The 19,578-nt window shown below is 39.6% G+C and carries 12 protein-coding genes; 8 read left to right on the top strand and 4 right to left on the bottom strand.

Annotation, left to right across the window (positions count from 1 at the left end; genetic code table 11):
- The first annotated feature begins 40 nt into the window (after positions 1-40).
- On the top strand, positions 41-1,192 hold the full coding sequence (locus NLF99_RS00700; RefSeq protein WP_237219424.1) for a BamA/TamA family outer membrane protein: 1,152 nt from the start codon (positions 41-43) through the stop codon (positions 1,190-1,192).
- Positions 1,193-1,248: 56 nt separating this feature from the next.
- Here the strand turns inward: NLF99_RS00700 and NLF99_RS00705 are convergent, their stop codons facing one another.
- The 4 genes from NLF99_RS00705 to NLF99_RS00720 are packed head-to-tail and all read right to left on the bottom strand — an operon-like array spanning position 1,249 to position 5,732.
- The gene (locus NLF99_RS00705; protein ID WP_254526383.1) at positions 1,249-1,707 is read right to left on the bottom strand and encodes a hypothetical protein; all 459 of its coding nucleotides are present in this window, start codon (positions 1,705-1,707) and stop codon (positions 1,249-1,251) included.
- A 24-nt stretch (positions 1,708-1,731) separates the two neighbouring features.
- A complete protein-coding gene (locus NLF99_RS00710; RefSeq protein ID WP_254526384.1) occupies positions 1,732-3,051 on the bottom strand; it encodes a PAS domain-containing sensor histidine kinase in 1,320 nt (439 codons plus the stop codon).
- Positions 3,052-3,053: 2 nt separating this feature from the next.
- Positions 3,054-4,409: a sigma-54 dependent transcriptional regulator gene (locus NLF99_RS00715; RefSeq protein WP_254526385.1), complete on the bottom strand. Its 1,356-nt coding sequence runs from the start codon at positions 4,407-4,409 to the stop codon at positions 3,054-3,056.
- A 15-nt stretch (positions 4,410-4,424) separates the two neighbouring features.
- On the bottom strand, positions 4,425-5,732 hold the full coding sequence (locus NLF99_RS00720; RefSeq protein WP_254526386.1) for a TolC family protein: 1,308 nt from the start codon (positions 5,730-5,732) through the stop codon (positions 4,425-4,427).
- Positions 5,733-6,301: 569 nt separating this feature from the next.
- On the opposite strand from NLF99_RS00720, the gene NLF99_RS00725 reads away from it, so the two are divergent.
- The 7 genes from NLF99_RS00725 to NLF99_RS00755 all read left to right on the top strand — a co-directional run bounded on the left by NLF99_RS00725 (position 6,302) and on the right by NLF99_RS00755 (position 19,278).
- Positions 6,302-7,555, top strand: a complete 1,254-nt coding sequence (locus tag NLF99_RS00725) for an efflux RND transporter periplasmic adaptor subunit (RefSeq protein WP_185211048.1) — start codon at positions 6,302-6,304, stop codon at positions 7,553-7,555.
- Positions 7,556-7,724: 169 nt separating this feature from the next.
- On the top strand, positions 7,725-10,109 hold the full coding sequence (locus NLF99_RS00730) for an ABC transporter permease (RefSeq protein ID WP_254526388.1): 2,385 nt from the start codon (positions 7,725-7,727) through the stop codon (positions 10,107-10,109).
- A gap of 50 nt (positions 10,110-10,159) precedes the next feature.
- A complete protein-coding gene (locus NLF99_RS00735) occupies positions 10,160-10,840 on the top strand; it encodes an ABC transporter ATP-binding protein (RefSeq protein WP_093098540.1) in 681 nt (226 codons plus the stop codon).
- A gap of 484 nt (positions 10,841-11,324) precedes the next feature.
- Positions 11,325-11,696: a hypothetical protein gene (locus NLF99_RS00740; RefSeq protein ID WP_254526390.1), complete on the top strand. Its 372-nt coding sequence runs from the start codon at positions 11,325-11,327 to the stop codon at positions 11,694-11,696.
- Between the two features lies 1 nt (position 11,697).
- Positions 11,698-14,058 (top strand): ABC transporter permease, encoded by a 2,361-nt coding sequence (locus NLF99_RS00745; protein WP_254526392.1) that lies wholly within the window; start codon positions 11,698-11,700, stop codon positions 14,056-14,058.
- A 234-nt stretch (positions 14,059-14,292) separates the two neighbouring features.
- Complete coding sequence (locus tag NLF99_RS00750; RefSeq protein WP_254526393.1) at positions 14,293-16,677, top strand: ABC transporter permease; 2,385 nt, start codon at positions 14,293-14,295, stop codon at positions 16,675-16,677.
- A 189-nt stretch (positions 16,678-16,866) separates the two neighbouring features.
- A complete protein-coding gene (locus NLF99_RS00755; RefSeq protein WP_254526395.1) occupies positions 16,867-19,278 on the top strand; it encodes an ABC transporter permease in 2,412 nt (803 codons plus the stop codon).
- Positions 19,279-19,578 lie beyond the last annotated feature (300 nt).

A 19,578-nucleotide genomic window follows, 5' to 3' on the forward strand; every position in this document is an offset into this window, starting at 1 on the left:
CAAAGGATACCCTATATTTGCACAAATAAATGGAATTGCTTTGAAAAATTATTCGCTCGTAGTATTGCTCTTTATTAACCTTTGCATCTTCCCTGAGCTTGGAAACGCTCAAGAAAAATCCGGAATCATCCAAAAATTGATGCAAAAGTTCGTCTCCTCCAAAAAAGATTCTTCCCGCTCAGGTAGCTTTGTCGTCCTGCCTGCCATCGGTTATGCCCAGGAAACGGGCTTCGAATACGGGATCGCAAGTACCTATAATTTCTATATCGATAAGGAAAACCTCGATAGCAGAACCTCCAATGTAACCCTGATCGGTACGCTGACGACCAAAAAACAAAAGAACATCAAACTGACTTCCGATATCTGGACTAAAAACAACGACTACCATATCCTCACGGAAATGCGATTCAGAGATTGGCCTTTCAATTTCTACGGCCTTGGTAATGATACCTGGAAAGCTGATGAGGATTACTTAGACCAAAAACTCTACCGCATCAAACTGGATGGTGAAAAAAGGTTCGCCCCTAATTTTTATGCCGGTGTCAATTTAAATTACGAACACTTCGAATTCAATGACATGGAAGCCGGAGGCATCTTCGAATCCCCAGAGGTTTATGGTAAAGATGGCGGACAATACCTCGCCCTTGGCGTTTCTGCCCTGTATGACACCCGTAACAACACCACATATTCTACCAATGGATTTTATAGCAGGGTAAAATATAGCTATGCTCCCAATTTCTTTGGAAAGGACAATTTCACGGGAAACCAGCTTGAACTGGATGTACGCGGCTTCTATCCCATCAACAAAAAACTCACCGTCGCTGCCCAAGGGCTGTACCGTGGTACTTACGGAAAAAATGTACCTTTCTATGTCATGCGTGAACTTGGTGGGGATATGACCATGCGCGGTTATTATCTGGGTCGTTATAAGGACAAGAATTACCTAACTGCTCAAGCAGAACTTAGATACCGCTTCATCCCCCGCATAGGCATCAATGCATTCCTAGGTACCGGAAGCACCTTCTCCAAGCAACATGACATGCGTCTTATCCCATCCTTTGGTGGCGGATTGCGCTATTTCTTCAGCCTAGAACACAACAGCAGTATCCGTTTTGATTATGCTTATGGTGAACAAAGACCTGGTGAAAAAAGACAGTCTGGATTTTACCTCAGCATCAGTGAGGCTTTTTAATGGGATAAAATAATAACCGAATCTGGAAACTGCTTTGCCTTTTTTCAGGAAAGATATTAAAGATATCGTAAGAGAAAATCTTGTTTTCTTTGCCCCTCCCTTTTCAATAGGATGCCAAAATGAAATAAATTGATGGACACGGTCACCCGTTGATCGTCAATCAATTTTTTCCATTGCCTTTTTTGCTTATAAGGTTCATGGAAAACTATGATTTTCCCGGCATCAATTAACGACAAGATGACTTCGGAGTCCTCTTTCCCATCGATCCAATAGGATTGTGCATCCTTATCCTGCAGGTCTTTGCTCAAGGTATTGACCTCCCAAAAACTCCATATCTTCTTTAACAATGGAAAATAATTTGGATTGAAGCCTTCCGGAAATTCAACAAAATTTTGGCCTTTATAGCTGGGATTATAGATTACCTTTTCAGTCAGTGCATACACAAATGGAGAATGTGTACCATGTCTGCTATTGGAAACCAAAAAATGAAAGATATAGTCGAAGTAATACCGCATTGCGGCACAAAAATACAAATTGCTTTAGAATTGCAAGGTAAATGTACTTCCCTCCCCTTCAACGCTGTCCACAGAGATATTGCCACCATGCATTAACATGATCTGCTTACTGAGGGTCAAGCCAACACCGGTACCTGTCTTTTTGGTCGTAAAGAATGGCGTAAAGATCTGTTCCTGGATCTCGGGAGACATCCCAGCTCCATTGTCCTGGATCTTTAATTGGACATGGTCCTTGGTTTCAATCGCTGACAAACTGATATAGGGCTCTTCCTCGCCCTTCACCGCTTCGATAGCATTCAACAACAGGTTGATGATGACCTGCTCCAAAAGGTTCACATCTGCCCGGAGTATCATCCGGGTATTCTTGATGATAATATCCACATCTATGTTCTTTTGGATCAAGGTAGGCTCCAATAATTGATAAATGTTTTCAAAAAGCTGTACGACCTGGATTTCCGAAAACTGAGGCTGGTCAACCTTATTGATCAGTCTATAGCTTTTCGCAAACTGCAACAGTCCTTCACTTCTTCGCTTGATCGTAAAAATCCCAAGTTTCAGGTCTTCGATGTCCTGCTCACCTTCCCAATGTTCCAGACGGTCATGCAAGGTTTCCGCCAAGGAGCTGATCGGACCGATGGAATTCATGATCTCATGGGTCAATACCCGCAACAGTTTATGCCATGCCCTAGTTTCTGTTTCGTCAATGGCTTCGTTGATATTCTGATAGACGATAATGCGAAAGGAACCATCCTGTGTTTCAAAGCCAGAGCTTTGCATCAATAGCTTGATCTTGCCTTTACTGGAATGAGCAGTTTCCATCTGATGCTTGCCGACCTGCAACTGCATGGTCTTGATATAAAGTTCAGGATGTCGTTTTTCCATCCCCGAAATATTCCCCAGATGTGGAACTTGAAAAAGGTCCTTAAAAGCTTCATTCAACCAGATCACCTTCCCCGATTCCGCATGGTAAAAGATGATGGCGGTATCCAGCATATTGATTACCTTATTCAGGTACTGATGTTGCAGGGCCTGATCGATACTGATATTCTTATAGACGTCGTTGATCTGATTAAATGCTGCATACAACTGTCCTTCAACAGATTTCTCCCTTTTCACCACAAATCTCCTGGTGAAATCACGATATTTTACCGCTTCCGAAAATTCAACCATCTGTTTCAACAGGAATCGATGTTTGGAGAACATCCTATAGGAAAGGACCAACAAAAAGAAAAAACCTAAACCGGCATAGAGATAAAAACCCTTAAATATCAAAAATGCTATACCTACAGCCAAAGCCATAAGGAACAGCATCTTAAAAAAATCTGCTATAGCCAGTTTGGTCATTATTAAAGATTATATTTTTCCAATCGACGGTATAGTGCAGCACGGGTCAGTCCCAATTCCTTGGCCGCCTTGCTGATATTTCCATTATAGCGCTCAATGGCAGACTTAATGGCCTTACGCTCCATTTCCTCCAAATTATGGGATGAGAAATCGTCGACAATCGGTTTATCAGGCAACTGTTGTTCAATGGGAGAGAACAAGATGTCTTCAGCACGGATACTCTGCTGATCGGACATGATCACAGCGCGTTCTATACTGTATTGCAATTCGCGAACATTCCCTGGGAAATGGTAGCCTTTTAGTTTATTAATGGCATCGGCTTCCAATCCACCTATGTTCTTATGATACTTTTCGTTATAGAATTTCAGAAAATGCTCAGCCAGAAGCGGGATATCACCAACACGTTCCCTTAATGCGGGAACCTGGATTTCCAAGGTATTGATCCGATACACCAAATCTTTCCTAAACCTACTCTCATCAGCCAGGACTTTTAGGGGAACATTCGTAGCCGAGATCAATCGGATATCCACTGGAATCGCTTGACTGGAACCTAAAGGAACCACCGCTCTGTTCTGAAGTACACTTAACAATTTTGCCTGTTGTTGTAGACTGATGTTACCAATTTCATCCAGAAACAAAGTTCCGGAATCCGCATGTTCAAAGCGACCTTTACGATCCTCCCGAGCATCCGTAAATGCTCCTTTCTTATATCCAAAAAGTTCAGATTCAAAAAGGGTTTCTGTCAGGGAACCCACGTCCACCTTTACAAATGCCTTTTTTGCCCGTAAGGAACGTTGATGGATGGCATTCGCGATCAGATCCTTACCTGTACCGTTTTCCCCTAAGATCAAGATATTAGCCTCAGTAGGTGAAACTTTGTCCAACTTAAACTGCAGGTCTTCCATAATGGGAGAATTCCCAATGATCCCATGATGTTCACGAGGACTGACGATCTGCTTTTCCTTTTGATTGGGCTTGTTTTCTTCGTAGATACTGGTCAGGGTATTGAGCAACTGTTCATTCTGCCAAGGTTTGACAATAAAATCAGAAGCACCCTGCTTCAACGATTTCACGGCAAGGTCAACCGCACCGTAAGCGGTGATCATCACCACATTGACTTTTGGAAAATGGGTCTTGATCTTAGACAACCAGAACAAACCTTCATTGCCTGTATTGATGGCACTCTTGTAGTTCATATCCAGCATGACAATATCAACTGGATTCTTTTCCAGGATATTCATTAACCTTTCCGGATTATGTTCTACCAGTACTTCTTTGACGTTAGGCCTTAATAATATTCGTGTGGCGGTTAATAAATCTTGATCATCATCAACAACTAGAATGGTCGCTTTTTTCATTTAAAGCTAAGTTAATTATAAATTCAAAGAACCTGCATAATAATCATTCACATATTTTTGCATCAACCATTCATATTGCCTGATGATCAATTGACTGCGCGTAGCATCTAATTTATTCTTCGCTGTTAAATAAATAACCGAGTTGCTATTGCCTGCCTCAAAATGAACCGTGGCAATCCGAAAGGACTCCGCATAGCTAACTTCTTGGTCACGCAGATTCAGCACATTCTTTTGTGTAATGTTCAAATCGAAAACCGCTTGGGCGGTCTTCATGCGTAGATCATTACGCATGATATCCCTACTAAAATTCGCATCATCCAAAGACACCTGGGCCAAACGGACCTGGGTTCTATTCTTGAACTGGTTAAAGATTGGAATGGACAAGGTCAATCCCACACCTTTACTCAGGTTATTCTTGATCTGGTTAAAGATTGCTCCACCTTCTTTACTGTAATTGGAGCTCATTCCACCGCTTAAAGAAAGACTCGGCCAATAATTAGATTTTGCCACCTTGATGCCTTCTTCCATTTCTTTGATTCTCCAATCCAAGGCCTTATACTGAGGCAGGATATTTAAGGATTGCTGAAACAATTCCTCTGAACTTTTGGCCTGAATTTCCGTTGGAATATCGATTTCCTCTAAAGTTCCTAGTGTATTGACATCTACATTCATCAAACCAGCCAGTTCCACCCGGGCATTGTTCAAGGTTTGTTTAGTTAATTCAACTGTATTCAGGTCACTGCTATATTGGCCTTTGATATCAAATAGGTCACCAGGATTGGTAGCACCTTCCCTATTCAAGATTTCATTCCTATTTAATTGTTCTTTGGTCACTGCCAATTGTCCTTCAGTCTGGATCAACATGTCTTGTGCAGTCAACACTTTGACATAAGCTTCAATAACGTCCAATTTCAGTTCATTGACAAAGCCTTCATATTCCAGTTTGCCCGCATCAAGTGCATTGGATCGCATTCGGATATTATGGATAATATAGAAACCATTGAAGATGGGAACATTTAAGCTCAGGGACTGTCGCCCTGAGCTATTGTTCTGATCTATATATTGATTGGTAGTCGGATCGATGGACCTACCTTGAGAAATGTCATGACCGATATTGGCATTCAATGATGGCAAACGGTCATACTTGGCCTGTTTGTACTGCAGATCTGCACGATCGATAACCAATTCATTTCTTTTAAGGGTAGGATTATTCTGTATCGCTTGCTGAATGCAATCGGCCAAGGACAGAGAGCTACTCTGTCCTTTTGCTGTGCTAACTAAACAACAAACAAATATGATTACATATAGATAATTTCTTTTCATCTAAAAACTTATTTCCCACTGCATTCCACAGGCTGTGCCAAATAATTAAAACCTTGTCTATCAGTAAATTAATAATTAAAGAAAGCATTAGCTGTTCGAAGCCGAACATGAAAGTGTTCGCTTATGAACACTGAAACCGAACAATAAACTCGTTTTAATGAAGAACTTCAACACTTCAATCAAATTTTACAAAAAGTAGAGTTCCAAAGTAGGTTATAACTTGACCTTATTCGGGACACATTCGGAATTTTCGCAAAATGCACTGCATGAAGTTCAATTTTTTCTCGAAGCTGCCTCGAACAAGGGTCGAATGAAACCAATTAATTGAAGAATAATCTGCAGTAGAAAACTAAGCCCCAACTTTTTCAAGCTTTTTAATTAAGTGCTTGAAATCCCAAATCAGACCTAGCATTAATTAGCCTGCTTTTTTATTGTTCAGCATCGCACAATTACTGTTCGCTTTCGAACAGTCAAATCCAGCATATTTTATTTAAAACATTGATTTACATGATTTTAAAACTTTGGCACAACCTTGTATATGCATATTGCAAATTTGAACATAGAATTACATGGACAGACCAATTGAACAAAAGAAGTGGAATAGCAAAAGGATCCTAACTGTAGCTGGAATTGCCGGTATTGTTGCGCTGATCGGTGCAAGTTATTACTATACCAGTGGAAACAGCAAGTTGAATGTGGATGCAGAGCGTATTTCCATCTTTGAAGTTAAAGAAGATACATTTCAAGAATTCATTCCTATAAATGGTACCGTACTTCCTATCAGCAGTATCTATCTAGATGCTTCCGTTGGTGGTCGCGTTGAAGAAAAATATGTAGAAGATGGAGCGCATTTACATAAAGGGGATCCCATTATGCGACTTTCCAATACAGATATGGAGTTGAGTTTGGTTCAGAATGAAACGCAGGTCTTGAACCTTTTGACCCAGGCCCAGATTGCGCAGACCAATGCGCAACAGGCTTCCATTTCCAACAAGAACCAAATGGCAGATGTAGAGCAGGCCTACAAGGAATCTAAACGTATATATGAATTGAACAAAAAACTTTTGGAAGAGAAAGCAATCGGTTCTCAGGAATATCAGAAATCGCTGAACGAATATAACTACCAAAAGGAAAGGGTAGAATTGACCAAGCAGATCTTGAAACAGGATGAAATTTCCAACAACCAAAAATTGAATCAAGATCGCAAGACATATCAAAGTACCCAACAGGCATTGGATCTGATGCGCAAGAAAGTTGGAGATTTGATCCTCCGTGCTCCAGTAGACGGACAGTTGACATCATTTGATGCAGAAGTGGGACAAAACAAGAACCCCGGTGAACGACTTGGCCAGATCGATGTATTGACCGGCTTCAAGGTCCGCGCAGAAATTGATGAACACTATATCAACCGCATCTTCCCCGACCTGAAGGGACAATTCAGCATAGGTAATAAAACATATGAGCTAAGGATCAAAAAAGTGTACACGCAAGTCAAAGACGGAAGGTTCCAAGTGGATATGGAATTTATCGGTGAAAGGCCGGAAGGCATACGCCGAGGTCAGACCTTAACCATCCGCTTAGCCTTAAGCGATGAAACCAAGGCGATATTATTAGCTAAGGGAGGGTTCTACCAACAGACCGCTGGAAACTGGATATTCAAACTGGATAAGGATGGAAAAACAGCTTACCGGACAGATTTACAACTAGGAAGGCAGAATCCTGAATATTATGAAGTGCTAAATGGATTGAAACCTGGTGATAAAGTGGTGGTTTCGAGTTATGAAACTTATGATAAAATACAGGAATTAAATATAAAGCAATAAGGTGTTTGCCTATTAACCGTCGTCATTGATTTGCTAATTCGAGGGCGACGGTTATTGAAGATAAAAATCCAAATGAATAAATAATAAATAAAGGCATGTCGAAGCGCTGTGATGGCTAGGAAAGCCTCACAGTAATTCGGCATAATGACAAAACAACCAAAAATAGATTATGATCAAAAATTTTATTAAATCTGCCTTTAGAAACCTATGGAAAACCAAGGGGTATAGCTTTTTGAATATTTTTGGTTTAGCATTGGGAATAACCGTAACAGCATTGATTTTTCTTTGGGTTCAAGACGAGCTCTCCTACAATGATTATTTCAGCAATAAAAAGGACATCTATGTTGCCAAGTCAAAGCAGACCTATGATGGAAACATCAATGTATTTGGCGCTACACCAGGTCCATTTGCCAAAGCCCTAAAAAAGGATATCCCAGGGATTCTCAATTCAGGCAGGATTGACTGGGGAACTACTAAACTATTTACAGTTGGGGATAAACATATCTATCAATCTGGAAATTATGTGGATCCAGAAATCCTCAGTATCCTCAATCCGGAATTCTTGGCAGGAAACGCAAAAACAGCCTTAGATAACCCAAGTAGCATAGTTTTGAGTGAATCCACTGCCAAACGCTTCTTCAATGATGATAACCCTGTTGGAAAGACGATAAAGTTCGACAACAATCAAGTTTATACCGTATCAGCTGTTACGAAGGATTTTCCAAAAAATACGAATTACCGATATGATTGGCTCCTGAATTTCAAAATCATGGAAGCCAATAAAGAATTAGGATATGATTTCTGGGGAAACAACAGCATTCAGACCATTGTTCAATTAGAGCCAAATGCAGATATAAATGCAGTGAATGCGAAGGTTAAGAATTACATAGCCGAGATCAACAATGATAAAGAAGCCAATTCGGAGAATTTCCTTTACCCGATGGAAAGATGGCGCATGTACGACCGTTTTGAACAAGGGATTGAAAAGGATGGAAGAATAAAAAACGTTCGATTATTTACTTCTATCGCTTGGTTGGTTTTATTAATTGCCTGTATCAATTTCATGAACCTGTCGACTGCAAGGTCTGAGAAAAGAGCAAAAGAAGTTAGCATGCGTAAGATTGTTGGTGCCAAGAAAGGCTCCTTAATCATGCAATTCTTGGGAGAATCCATTGTTTTCGCATTTGTTGCCGGCATTTTGGCTATCGGAATGGTCAAATTAGGTCTACCGACATTTAATACCATGGTCAACAAAGAGCTTGCGATTGATTTTGGCAATTGGCAGCAAATTGGATTTATTAGCGCCATTATTTTAGTGGTTGGAATTATATCCGGTAGTTATCCAGCATTTTTCCTTTCTTCTTTTGACCCATTGACCACATTGAAGGGTGGCAAGAGAAAAGCTGGAAGCAGCAATCTTATCCGAAAAGGATTGGTCATTACCCAATTTACAGCAGCCATTATCTTAATGATATGTACCTCTGTCATTTACCTTCAGATCCAGTTTGCCAAGAACCGGGACTTAGGTTTTGACCGAAGCCAGGTTATTATGACGAATATTTTAGGGGATATGTCCAAACACATCCCTGTAATCAAGCAGGAATTGAAAGCCACCGGTAATGTGGAGGTGGTAGGTTTGAGCCGTGGAAGTGTTCTACAGGTCGGTTCCAATACCTCCTCATTCGAATGGGATGGTAAAGATCCAAAGTCTTCGATCTTGATTGGCTTCTCCTTTGTAGATGAGGATTTCGTAGATGCCTTGAGCATGAAAATCATGGATGGAAGAACGTTCAGACCTAACCTATTAGGCGATAGCAGTTCGGTATTAATCAATGAAAGCATGGCGAAACTGATTCAACCCGATGGCATGGTAGCCGGGAAGTTAATCAAGTTTCAAGGGGAAGCATTAACTGTAGCGGGTGTTGTAAAAAATTATGTTTACAATAGTATTTATGATGAAGCAGAGCCTTTGGTATTGGCACCTTTAGCCTTAGGACAAGCCTATGGCGTAGAAGCAGGAATATTAAATATCAAAACGAAACCGGGGGTGGACTTTCCAAAGGTGCTGAAAGAAATTGAAGGGATCGTGAAGAAGTATAACCCAGAATTCCCATTCAATTACAGCTTTTTGGATGATGATTTTAACAACTATTTTTCTTCAGAAATGATGCTGCAAAAATTGGCTAGTCTATTCTCTATTTTGGCCATCATTATTTCCTGCCTAGGATTATTGGGATTAGCGGCATTTTCAGCAGAACAAAGAGCTCGTGAAGTCAGTATCCGTAAAGTATTGGGTGCATCTGTAGGACGCTTGGTAAGAATGTTGAATACTGAATTTATTATTTTAGTTGGGATTTCATGTTTGATAGCCTATCCAATCGCTTGGTGGTTTATGCAAGATTGGCTAAAGGGATACAATTATCACATGGATATGCCTTGGATGATATTTTTGATGGTTGCAGGTCTAGCCTTAGTCATAGCCTTATTTACCATCAGTACCCAAGCCTTGCGGGCAGCAACGAGCAACCCTACGAAAACATTGAGGAACGAATAACATTAACCTATTATAAAACTGAAATTTATTTATTTTAAACAAAGAAACTCATGATAAAAATAACCAATCTTCAAAAATTCTACCGTACCGAGGAGGTAGAGACCGTTGCCTTGAACAATGTGAATATCCATGTTAAGGAAGGTGAATTTGTTGCAGTAATGGGACCTTCGGGATGTGGAAAGTCTACCCTTTTGAACATAATCGGTCTTTTGGATGATTTGGATGAAGGCAGTTATCTTTTCAATAATATTGAGGTTGCTCATTTCAAGGAAAACAAACGCTCGGATTTGCGTAAGCACAATATTGGATTTGTCTTCCAAAGTTTCAACCTGATCGATGAGTTGACTGTATTTGAAAACGTGGAACTTCCATTGGTCTACACCAATGTCCCTCCTGCAGAACGTAAGAAACGCGTGGAAGAGGTACTGGAGAAAGTACAGATTATGCACCGTCGTAATCACTTTCCACAACAGCTTTCCGGTGGTCAGCAACAGCGTGTGGCCGTTGCCCGCGCGGTAGTGAATAATCCCAAACTGATCCTTGCCGATGAGCCCACTGGTAACTTAGACTCCAGCAATGGTAATGAAGTCATGCAGTTGTTGACCGAACTCAACGAAAGCGGAACAACAATCGTTATGGTTACCCACTCAGAGCATGATGCAAAATTTTCAGACCGAGTGATCCGGATGCTGGATGGTCAAGTTATCTTGGAAACTACAACGGCATTGTAGGGTAGTATTTAGTAGAAAGTATTTAGTATTTAGACATTGTTAAACTATTGATATAACTGCCGGCCCAAAAGGCCGGCTTTTTTGTGAAAGGATTTTTGGGGATTTGAACCAGGATGGATGGGATGGGAGGATGGACCAAGATCTGTGTATGAACCAGGATTAAAGGGATGAGAGGATAGAACAAGATTATTGGCGGATTGCCTATCAACCATAAATTCATCTAGGCCTACAGTATGGGGGACTTTCAAGCGATAATATACTACCCAATCTCGGTTCAAGGTCTTAATATTAATACTCTCTATTAAATACTATTGTAAGCCGTCCATTACCGAACAAACAACCGTCCGATAACGGACAACTACCATACTTGAATAATTAACAATCAATTGATAATGAATTATTTACAATTTTGGCAAATGAATTGGATATTGATTTATGGATTGAAAAAATTATAGTTTCATAACCTTATCACTAATCAAAGGCCATGCAAAGTCAATATTTAAATATAACCTTTACGCTTCTGAAGAAGGTTAAAGGATTAAAGGGAAAAAACTCAGTTTGGGGCATCTGTTGCCTATCAAGCTTGATGGTTTTGTTGATGTTAAACCTGCAATATGGATTTAATAAAAACATCCCTGCAGATGGGGTTTGGTATGCTGCTGAGACGAAAGAGTTTTCAATTAAGGAGCAAGTCGTTGCTGGAATCGAACGTTCGGAAATGGAACTGAGCAGATTATGCAAAAAGGATACCATTATAAGGATAAAACCACTTGCAAGTGGAAATAAGGTAATTGTTGTCTTGCGTAAGGCTTCAAACCTTCCGCAGTTCATTAAACAAATCAATTACCTGATCTGATATGCTAAAAAACTATTTCAAGATAGCCTTTCGTAATCTTAAGAAGAACCGGGGTTTTACGGCAATTAATATTGTTGGATTAGCCATTGGTATGGCAGCAGCCATGCTGATTTTATTATGGGTCAATTTTCAATTTGGGTTCAACAAGAATTTCCCAAAAATCGAAAATCTGTATACTGTAGGTTCTAAAGAAGCAACAGATCAGGATTCCGCAACATGGTTTTCTACTCCAAAACCTATGGCAGCCGTGGTAAAGGAGGAAATTCCAGAAGTAGTGAATGTTTCTAGGTTAAGTGGAACCAGAGGTTTTTTATTTACAATTGGCGATAAAAAAGTTCCGGCAGGAATCGGTGTGTTTGTAGATTCCGCCTTTTTGAACATGTTTGAATTACCCTTATTGAGCGGGAATAGAAATACACTGTTAAAAGCCCCGAATAGCATTGTCTTATCTGAGAAACTTGCCAACAATCTCTTTGGAACTACAGATGTAATGGGGAAAACGATCAGACTGGATAGTACCAATGTGCTAGCAGTTACTGGAGTCATAAAGGAAACAGAATCCAATTCTATATTCCAAGGATATGAATATTATGTTCCTTGGACCTTAATGGAAAAACTAGGGTTTTCAGATAGCCAATGGGGAAATAGTTCCGTGGATCTATACGTAGAAATAAATGATAAAAAGCATCTTCCTAAAATCCAAGAACAAATCAAAGACTTGATTCCAAGGCACTCCGATGTAAAGACAGTCAGTTTTCTGACCGACTTTGCTGATAGATACCTTTACAATAAATACGAGAACGGAAAAGTAATTGGTGGAAGGATAGAAATGGTGAAAACATTTACCCTTATCGCTGCTTTAATCCTGTTGATTGCCTGTATAAACTTTATGAACCTCAGTACAGCCCAAAGTGAAAAGAGGGCGAAGGAGGTTGGAATCCGAAAGGTAGTTGGAGCGCAAAAAAAGAGTTTGGTGTTTCAATTTCTTTCAGAATCATTATTACTGGCTTGTTTTTCAGGTCTGATTGCCTTTATACTTGTCATCTTGGTTCTACCGGCCTTTAATGATTTGGTGGGCATGAAATTCAAGATGCCATTTCAGGATTTCAGGTTTTGGATCCTATTTGTTGGTTTTGTTTTGTTCACTGGCTTTCTAGCCGGCATTTACCCTGCATTCTTTCTGTCTTCCTTTAATCCGGTCAAGGTGTTAAAGGGACGTTTGCACAGCATACAGCAAAAAATCAACCCCAGGAAAGTACTTGTTGTTACCCAATTTAGTATAGCCTTGATATTGATCGTGAGTACCGTAGTGATCCAAAAGCAAATCAAACATGCCCAGGATCGCGACTTTGGATTTGAAAAAGAAAACCTGATCTATGTTCCAGAGGTCGGTGAGATCACTAAGAATGTGCAACTGATCAAGCAGGAACTATTAGACCAGAATGTGGCGCAATCAGTTAGTCGATTAATGTCTCCATTAACAGAACGTTGGAGCGGCTGGAATGGCTTCACTTGGGAAGGAAAAGACCCCAATAGCATTATCGATTTCAATCGCCAAACAGGTGATGATAGAGTTGTTGAAACCATGGGCTTTACCCTAATAGCAGGTCGCGATTTTGATCTGACCAAATTCCCGACCGATTCGATGGCTGCCATTATCAATGAATCCGGAGCAAAAGTCAGGGGCTTCAAAGACCCCATCGGCAAAATTTTCGATGATGGAGGAAGGAAATTCCATATCATCGGCGTCATTAAAGATTTCATCCAAGAGTCTCCATTTGAACCTGTCAAACCTTTGGTTATTGAAGGAGCTAGTGGCTGGATGAACAATATCCATATCCGCTTCAACCCAAGCTTGACGACCATAGATGCCCTGAAAAAAGCAGAGGCTATCTTCAAAAAATACAATCCTGACTTTCCTTTTGACTACAAATTTGTGGACGAGGCCTATGCCTTGAAATTCAAGGAAACTCAAAAAACCGGAAAACTGGCAGCTCTTTTTGCAGGCTTAACCATCATTATCTCTTGTTTAGGTTTATTTGGTTTGGCAGCCTATATGGCTGAAAGTAGAACGAAAGAAATTGGTGTTCGCAAAGTTTTAGGTGCCTCTGTGTTTTCTGTCACCAGATTGCTTTCCAAAGAATTTATTTTATTGATTGGAATCGCCTGTTTAATTGCTTTTCCAATCGCCTACTGGGCCATGAATAAATACCTCAATTCCTATACTTATAGAATCAATATCAGCTGGGAAATCTTTGCCTTTACAGCCGTACTGGCTTTGCTGATCACCATCTTGACCGTGAGTTATCAGTCGATTAAAGCTGCAATTGCTAATCCGGTGGATAGCTTGAGGGATGAGTAATTCAAGGGCTTTGCCCTTGAATGGATATGAGATGTGAGATTTAAGATTTGAGATTTGAGATATGAGATATGAGATTTGAGAGAGTGGAAAGGCTGCATGGCTGTAGACAACAGACAATAGACATAAGACAACAGAACTTTCTGGAGGGACACCATCGGGAATTAACGGATTAAAAAGTAGAGGGATTCTTCGGGGAGCCAGTGAATCTATTGCTAACCATTAAATAAGAAAGTAATGCTTAAGAACTATATCAAAATAGCGTGGAGGAATCTTTTAAGGAATAAGGGATTTACGGCAATAAATATCATCGGATTGGCGATTGGGATGGCTGGTGCATTAATGATTTTGCTTTGGTTGCAGAATATGCTGACCATGGATCGGTATCATGAGAAAAGTGACCGTTTGTATATCATGAGTAATAGGGATGAGAATCAAGGATCAAAATATGCTTGGGTTTACACCCCAAAGATCCTTGGTCCTTCCATGAAAGAAGAATTTCCGGATATTGAATCGTATTCTAGATATAGCGATCAGAATTATTTTTTGACCAGCTATGAAGATAAAAAATTAAAAACCAATTTATCATTTGTCGACCCTGGGTTCTTTAATATGTTCAGTTTTCCTATTATAGCTGGAGAAAAGAGCAATTTACTGAATGACCTAAAATCCATCGTCTTAACAGCCAAGAAAGCCAAAGACCTGTTTGGTAATGAAGATCCAATTGGCAAGATCATAAAAATTGATTCTGTGGACCAAGTCAGAGTACAAGCGGTTATCGCGGATATTCCCTCGAATTCAAGTTTTGATTTTGAAGGCTTAATTTCTTGGGAATATCCCAAAAGCATCAATTATTATGATGAGAATTGGTCTAACAATTCTATTTTCACTTATATCTTGTTGAAAAATGGAATATCACTTTCTGATTTCAACAATAAGATAAAGAGTTTTACAAGGGACCATATCAATGGTGACAACAATACATCAGTTAATAGAAGTACCGTAGATATTTTCGCATTTCCCTATAAGGATCAGTTTTTATATAATAATGGGAAAGGTGGCGAATTCAAAACAGGGAGGATTGACCTAGTTAATCTGTTTGCGTGGATAGGTGGTTTTATCCTATTAGTTGCATGTATTAATTTTATGAACTTAAGTACGGCAAAATCAGAAAGAAGGGCCAAGGAAGTTGGCGTAAGAAAAGTTATTGGAGCAGACAAAAAAAGTTTAATACTTCAGTTTTTGACAGAAAGTATCCTCATCAGTCTTCTCGCAGCTGTACTTTCGATTATCATCATAATAATTGCTCTTCCTTACTTTAATGAGTTAGTTTCTAAGAATATCTCAATTTCATTTTTAACAGCCTCAACCTGGTTGTTTTTATTAGGTTTTGCTTTATTTACAGGCTTATTAGCTGGTGCCTATCCTGCATTTTTTCTTTCAGCGTTTAAACCAATCAGTACGTTGAAAGGGAAGTTTAAGGCAACCACTAAAGGTGTAAGTATGCGCTCGGTTTTAGTTATCGTTCAATTTACCCTAGCCATCATCTTGATTATTGCAACCGTAGTTGTTTATCAACAGATCAACCATAGCAAAGAAAGAGATCGTGGATACCAAGAAAATGGTTTGGTTTATACTGAAATTGAAGGAAATATTGAGAAGAACTTCAAAAGCATAAAAAATGACCTTCTCAGTAGCAATGCAGTGGTTTCAGTTTCCAAAAACCTATCTCCAGTTACTGATCGTTATAGTTCCGGCTGGGGATTTTACTCTGATGCATCCCTAGATGAAGATAAAAGAATAAATTTTAACCGTTTCAGTTCTGATGCTGATGGTATAAAAACCTTAGGCTTTACCTTGATCAATGGGCGAGATATTGACGCATACAAATTTCCTACAGATAGCAACGCTGTACTTATTAATGAGGCTGCCGCTCAGGTATTGAAGTTAAAGAACCCGGTAGGAAGCATTATCAATGGTGATGGCAGGAGGCTGACAGTTGTCGGGGTAATCAAAGATTTCGTGATGGCATCTCCATTTGGCAAAACTGAACCAACAGTAATTTTAGGTCCATCATCTTATTTTAGTGTTGTTCATTATCGGCTTAATCCAGCACATTCAACTAGTGACAATATAAAAACCATAGAAGGCATATTTAAGAAATACAATCCTGAGTATCCATTCTCTTATCACTTTATTGATAAGGTATTTGAAAACAAGTTCAAGGAAGCTCAGGCTATTGGTACAATTGCCATGCTCTTTGCTGGCTTGACCATCTTTATTTCCTGTTTGGGGCTTCTTGCCTTGATTGCCTATATGGCGGAAACTAGAATGAAGGAAATTGCTGTAAGAAAGGTTTTGGGTGCTTCGGTTCCTCAGATTACTTCTCTCCTATCCATGGACTTTATCAAATTGGTTTTGATTTCCATCTTAATTGCTTCACCAATTGCTTGGTGGGCAATGAACAACTGGCTGCAAGATTTTGAATACCGCATCCATATGGAATGGTACTATTTTGTGATCGCAGGAGCAGCAGCAATCTTTATTTCTCTGGCAACTATTAGTTTCCAATCTATAAAAGCTGCACTTGCAAATCCGGTGGATAGCTTGAGGGATGAGTGATTCAAGGGCTTTGCCCTTGAATGGATATGAGATGCTTGAATGGATATGAGATGTGAGATATGAGATTTGAGAGAGAGGGAAGGCTACATGGCTGTAGACATAAGATAATAGGCATAAGACAACAGAAATTCTGGCGGGGTATTGCTAGGGGGATTAATAAAGAAGATATTAAATTAAATATTGACCAAAATGTTAAGAAATCATTTTAAAACGGCTTGGAGATTTTTAAAGAAAAATTTACTGGTAACCTCTATTAGTGTAATCAGTTTGGCCATTGGGATCTGTGCGACCCTGATCATTTTTTTGATGGTGCGCTATGACTTTAGTTTTGACAAGCATTTGCCACATGGAGACCGTGTATATAAGGTTGTAAGTGATGGAGGTTATAAAGGCGACGCGGTATTGGTTCCATTGATACGGGCCATGCAAACAGAATTGACGGGTGTGGAGGCAGTTGTTCCGAATTTGGAATTAGGGACTGCAAAGTTGAAAATCGAAAAGGAAGCTGGTCAGGAAGAAAAGGTATTTCCAAATGAAGAAGGTTTGACCTTTAGCAATGAAAAATACTTCAGCATATTTCCACATGCTTCTTTAGCGGGAGATATCAACTCCCTAAAAGAGCCTAATACTATTGTTCTTACCCAAAGTAAGGCCGAGATTCTATTCCCAAAGGCTAATGCTAGTGATGTGGTAGGGAAAAATATCTTATTTGCTGATAGCATACAATTGACTGTTGGAGCTGTCGTAGCTGATATGAAAGAGAATTCTGATTTCAAGTATGATGGAATAATTTCAGTTTCTACGGTTGAAAACAATGCTTCCTTGAAAGTGATAAAATCTTGGGATCAATGGAGTAATTATAATGGTGGCAATCAATGTATTCTCTTATTAAAACCTGGAACTTCGCCTAAAAATATTGAAAAGGTAATTGCTGGGATCTTAAGTAAGAACAAAGAGCAAAATGATTATGAATGGAAGGATAATTTTATCCTTCAACCTTTAAAGGATGTCCATTTTGACATTAAATTCAATTACAATGCTGTAAAAGAATCCACCTTAAGAAACTTAATCTTGTTAGCGGTCTTCCTACTGACTTTAGGAGCTATTAATTTTATCAATCTCTCTACGGCTCAATCTACAGAGCGTGCTAAAGAGATTGGAATCAGGAAAACATTGGGTGGAAAGAAGTCAAATCTGGTAAAACAATTTCTATTGGAGACATTTTTAGTTGCAGGATTTGCTACGATATTATCCGTAATATTAATTCCTATCCTGACTCAGGCCTTCGCAGGATTTCTTCCTAAAGGATTTACCGTTTCGTCCATTCCAGTTTTGGAAATCATAGGATTTTTGGTTCTTCAACTGCTAGTTATTACCTGTATCGCGGGTTTTTATCCGGCTTGGGTCCTAACGGGATACTCTCCTATTATGGCCTTGAAAAACCAAGCCACAAAAAACAGTAATCTGAGTAGAAGCGCCTGGGTAAGAAAAGGATTGACCATTTTCCAATTTGTTTTGGCGCAAGTCTTTTTGATTGCCGTATTGGTGGTATCCAAGCAGATCCATTATGCTATTAATATGGATATGGGTTTCAATAAGGATGCAGTAGTGACTTTTTTCGTTCCAAACTTCGACCGTGAACAAAAGGGAAAGGTCCTAAAGACTGAATTGGAAAATTTAGCTGAAGTAAATGCGGTTAGTTTTGGCAATCAATCGCCGGCATTCAATGGTTACATGAGCTCCGGAATGGCGTATGACCAAAACACTTCGGACAAGAAAATGGTCACCTTCGATGCTAGAAATGGGGATGAGAACTTTATTAAGGTTTATAATATTCCGCTAATAACTGGTAGAAACGTCCGAGTCCTTGACTCTGTTTCGGAAAGTATTATCAATGTCAAGATGTTGGAACTTCTTGGTCTGAAAAATCCTGAGGACGCCATTGGCAAAACATTCAATAATGGTCAAACAACCATTGTTGGAGTAATGAAGGATTTTAATATTTCTTCAGCACGCGAAGCCGTAAGACCTACGATGTACTGGAGCAGCAATTCGGGTTATATGATGCATGTGGCTTTGGATAAAAACCACCCTGAAACTTGGAAAAATGCGATTAGTAAAATCGAAAGCAAGTTTAAAAGCCTCTACCCTGAGGAAACATTTGACTATAAATTCGTCGATGATATTATTGCCAATTTCTATAAAACCGAACAGAACCTATCAAAGCTGTTGAGTTGGGCGGTATGGCTTTCCATCAGCATTGCTTCACTGGGATTGTTTGGTTTGGCTGTATTCATCACCAACCAGCGTGTAAAAGAAATCGGCATCCGTAAAGTTCTAGGTGCTTCGGTCAGCCAGATAATATTCTTACTGTTGAAAAACCTAATGCTCCTTGTCATTATCGCTTCTGTCATCGCATTCCCTATTGCCTGGTATTTTATGCATGAATGGCTCAACGATTTTGTCTATAAGACCGAACTCTCATGGTGGATTTTTGTCATCGCAGGAATTGGCCTTTCGGCAGTTGCTACACTGGTCCTTACGTCCAGGACTTACTTCGCCGCCAAAGCAAATCCTGTAGATAGCTTGAGGGATGAGTAATTCAAGGGCTTTGCCCTTGAATGGACATGAGATGTGAGATATGAGATTTGAGAGAGTGGAAAGGGGTTAAGACTTAAGACATAAGACACAAGACAATAGACAATAGAATTTTCCGGCGGACTATTGCCGGGAATTAACAGATTGAAAATCAGAGGGATTCAGAGTACAACGAAGAATCTATTTTATATTTTTTTGGATAGGGGTCATTTCGAAATCGTAAGATGAGAAAACTATTTCAAATGAAGTTTGGATAGTTCCGAGATCCTTCGGCGGAGCCATCAGGATGACACAAAAAGGGTA

This window comes from Sphingobacterium sp. LZ11T8, from assembly GCF_024261425.1.
GTDB lineage: Bacteria > Bacteroidota > Bacteroidia > Sphingobacteriales > Sphingobacteriaceae > Sphingobacterium.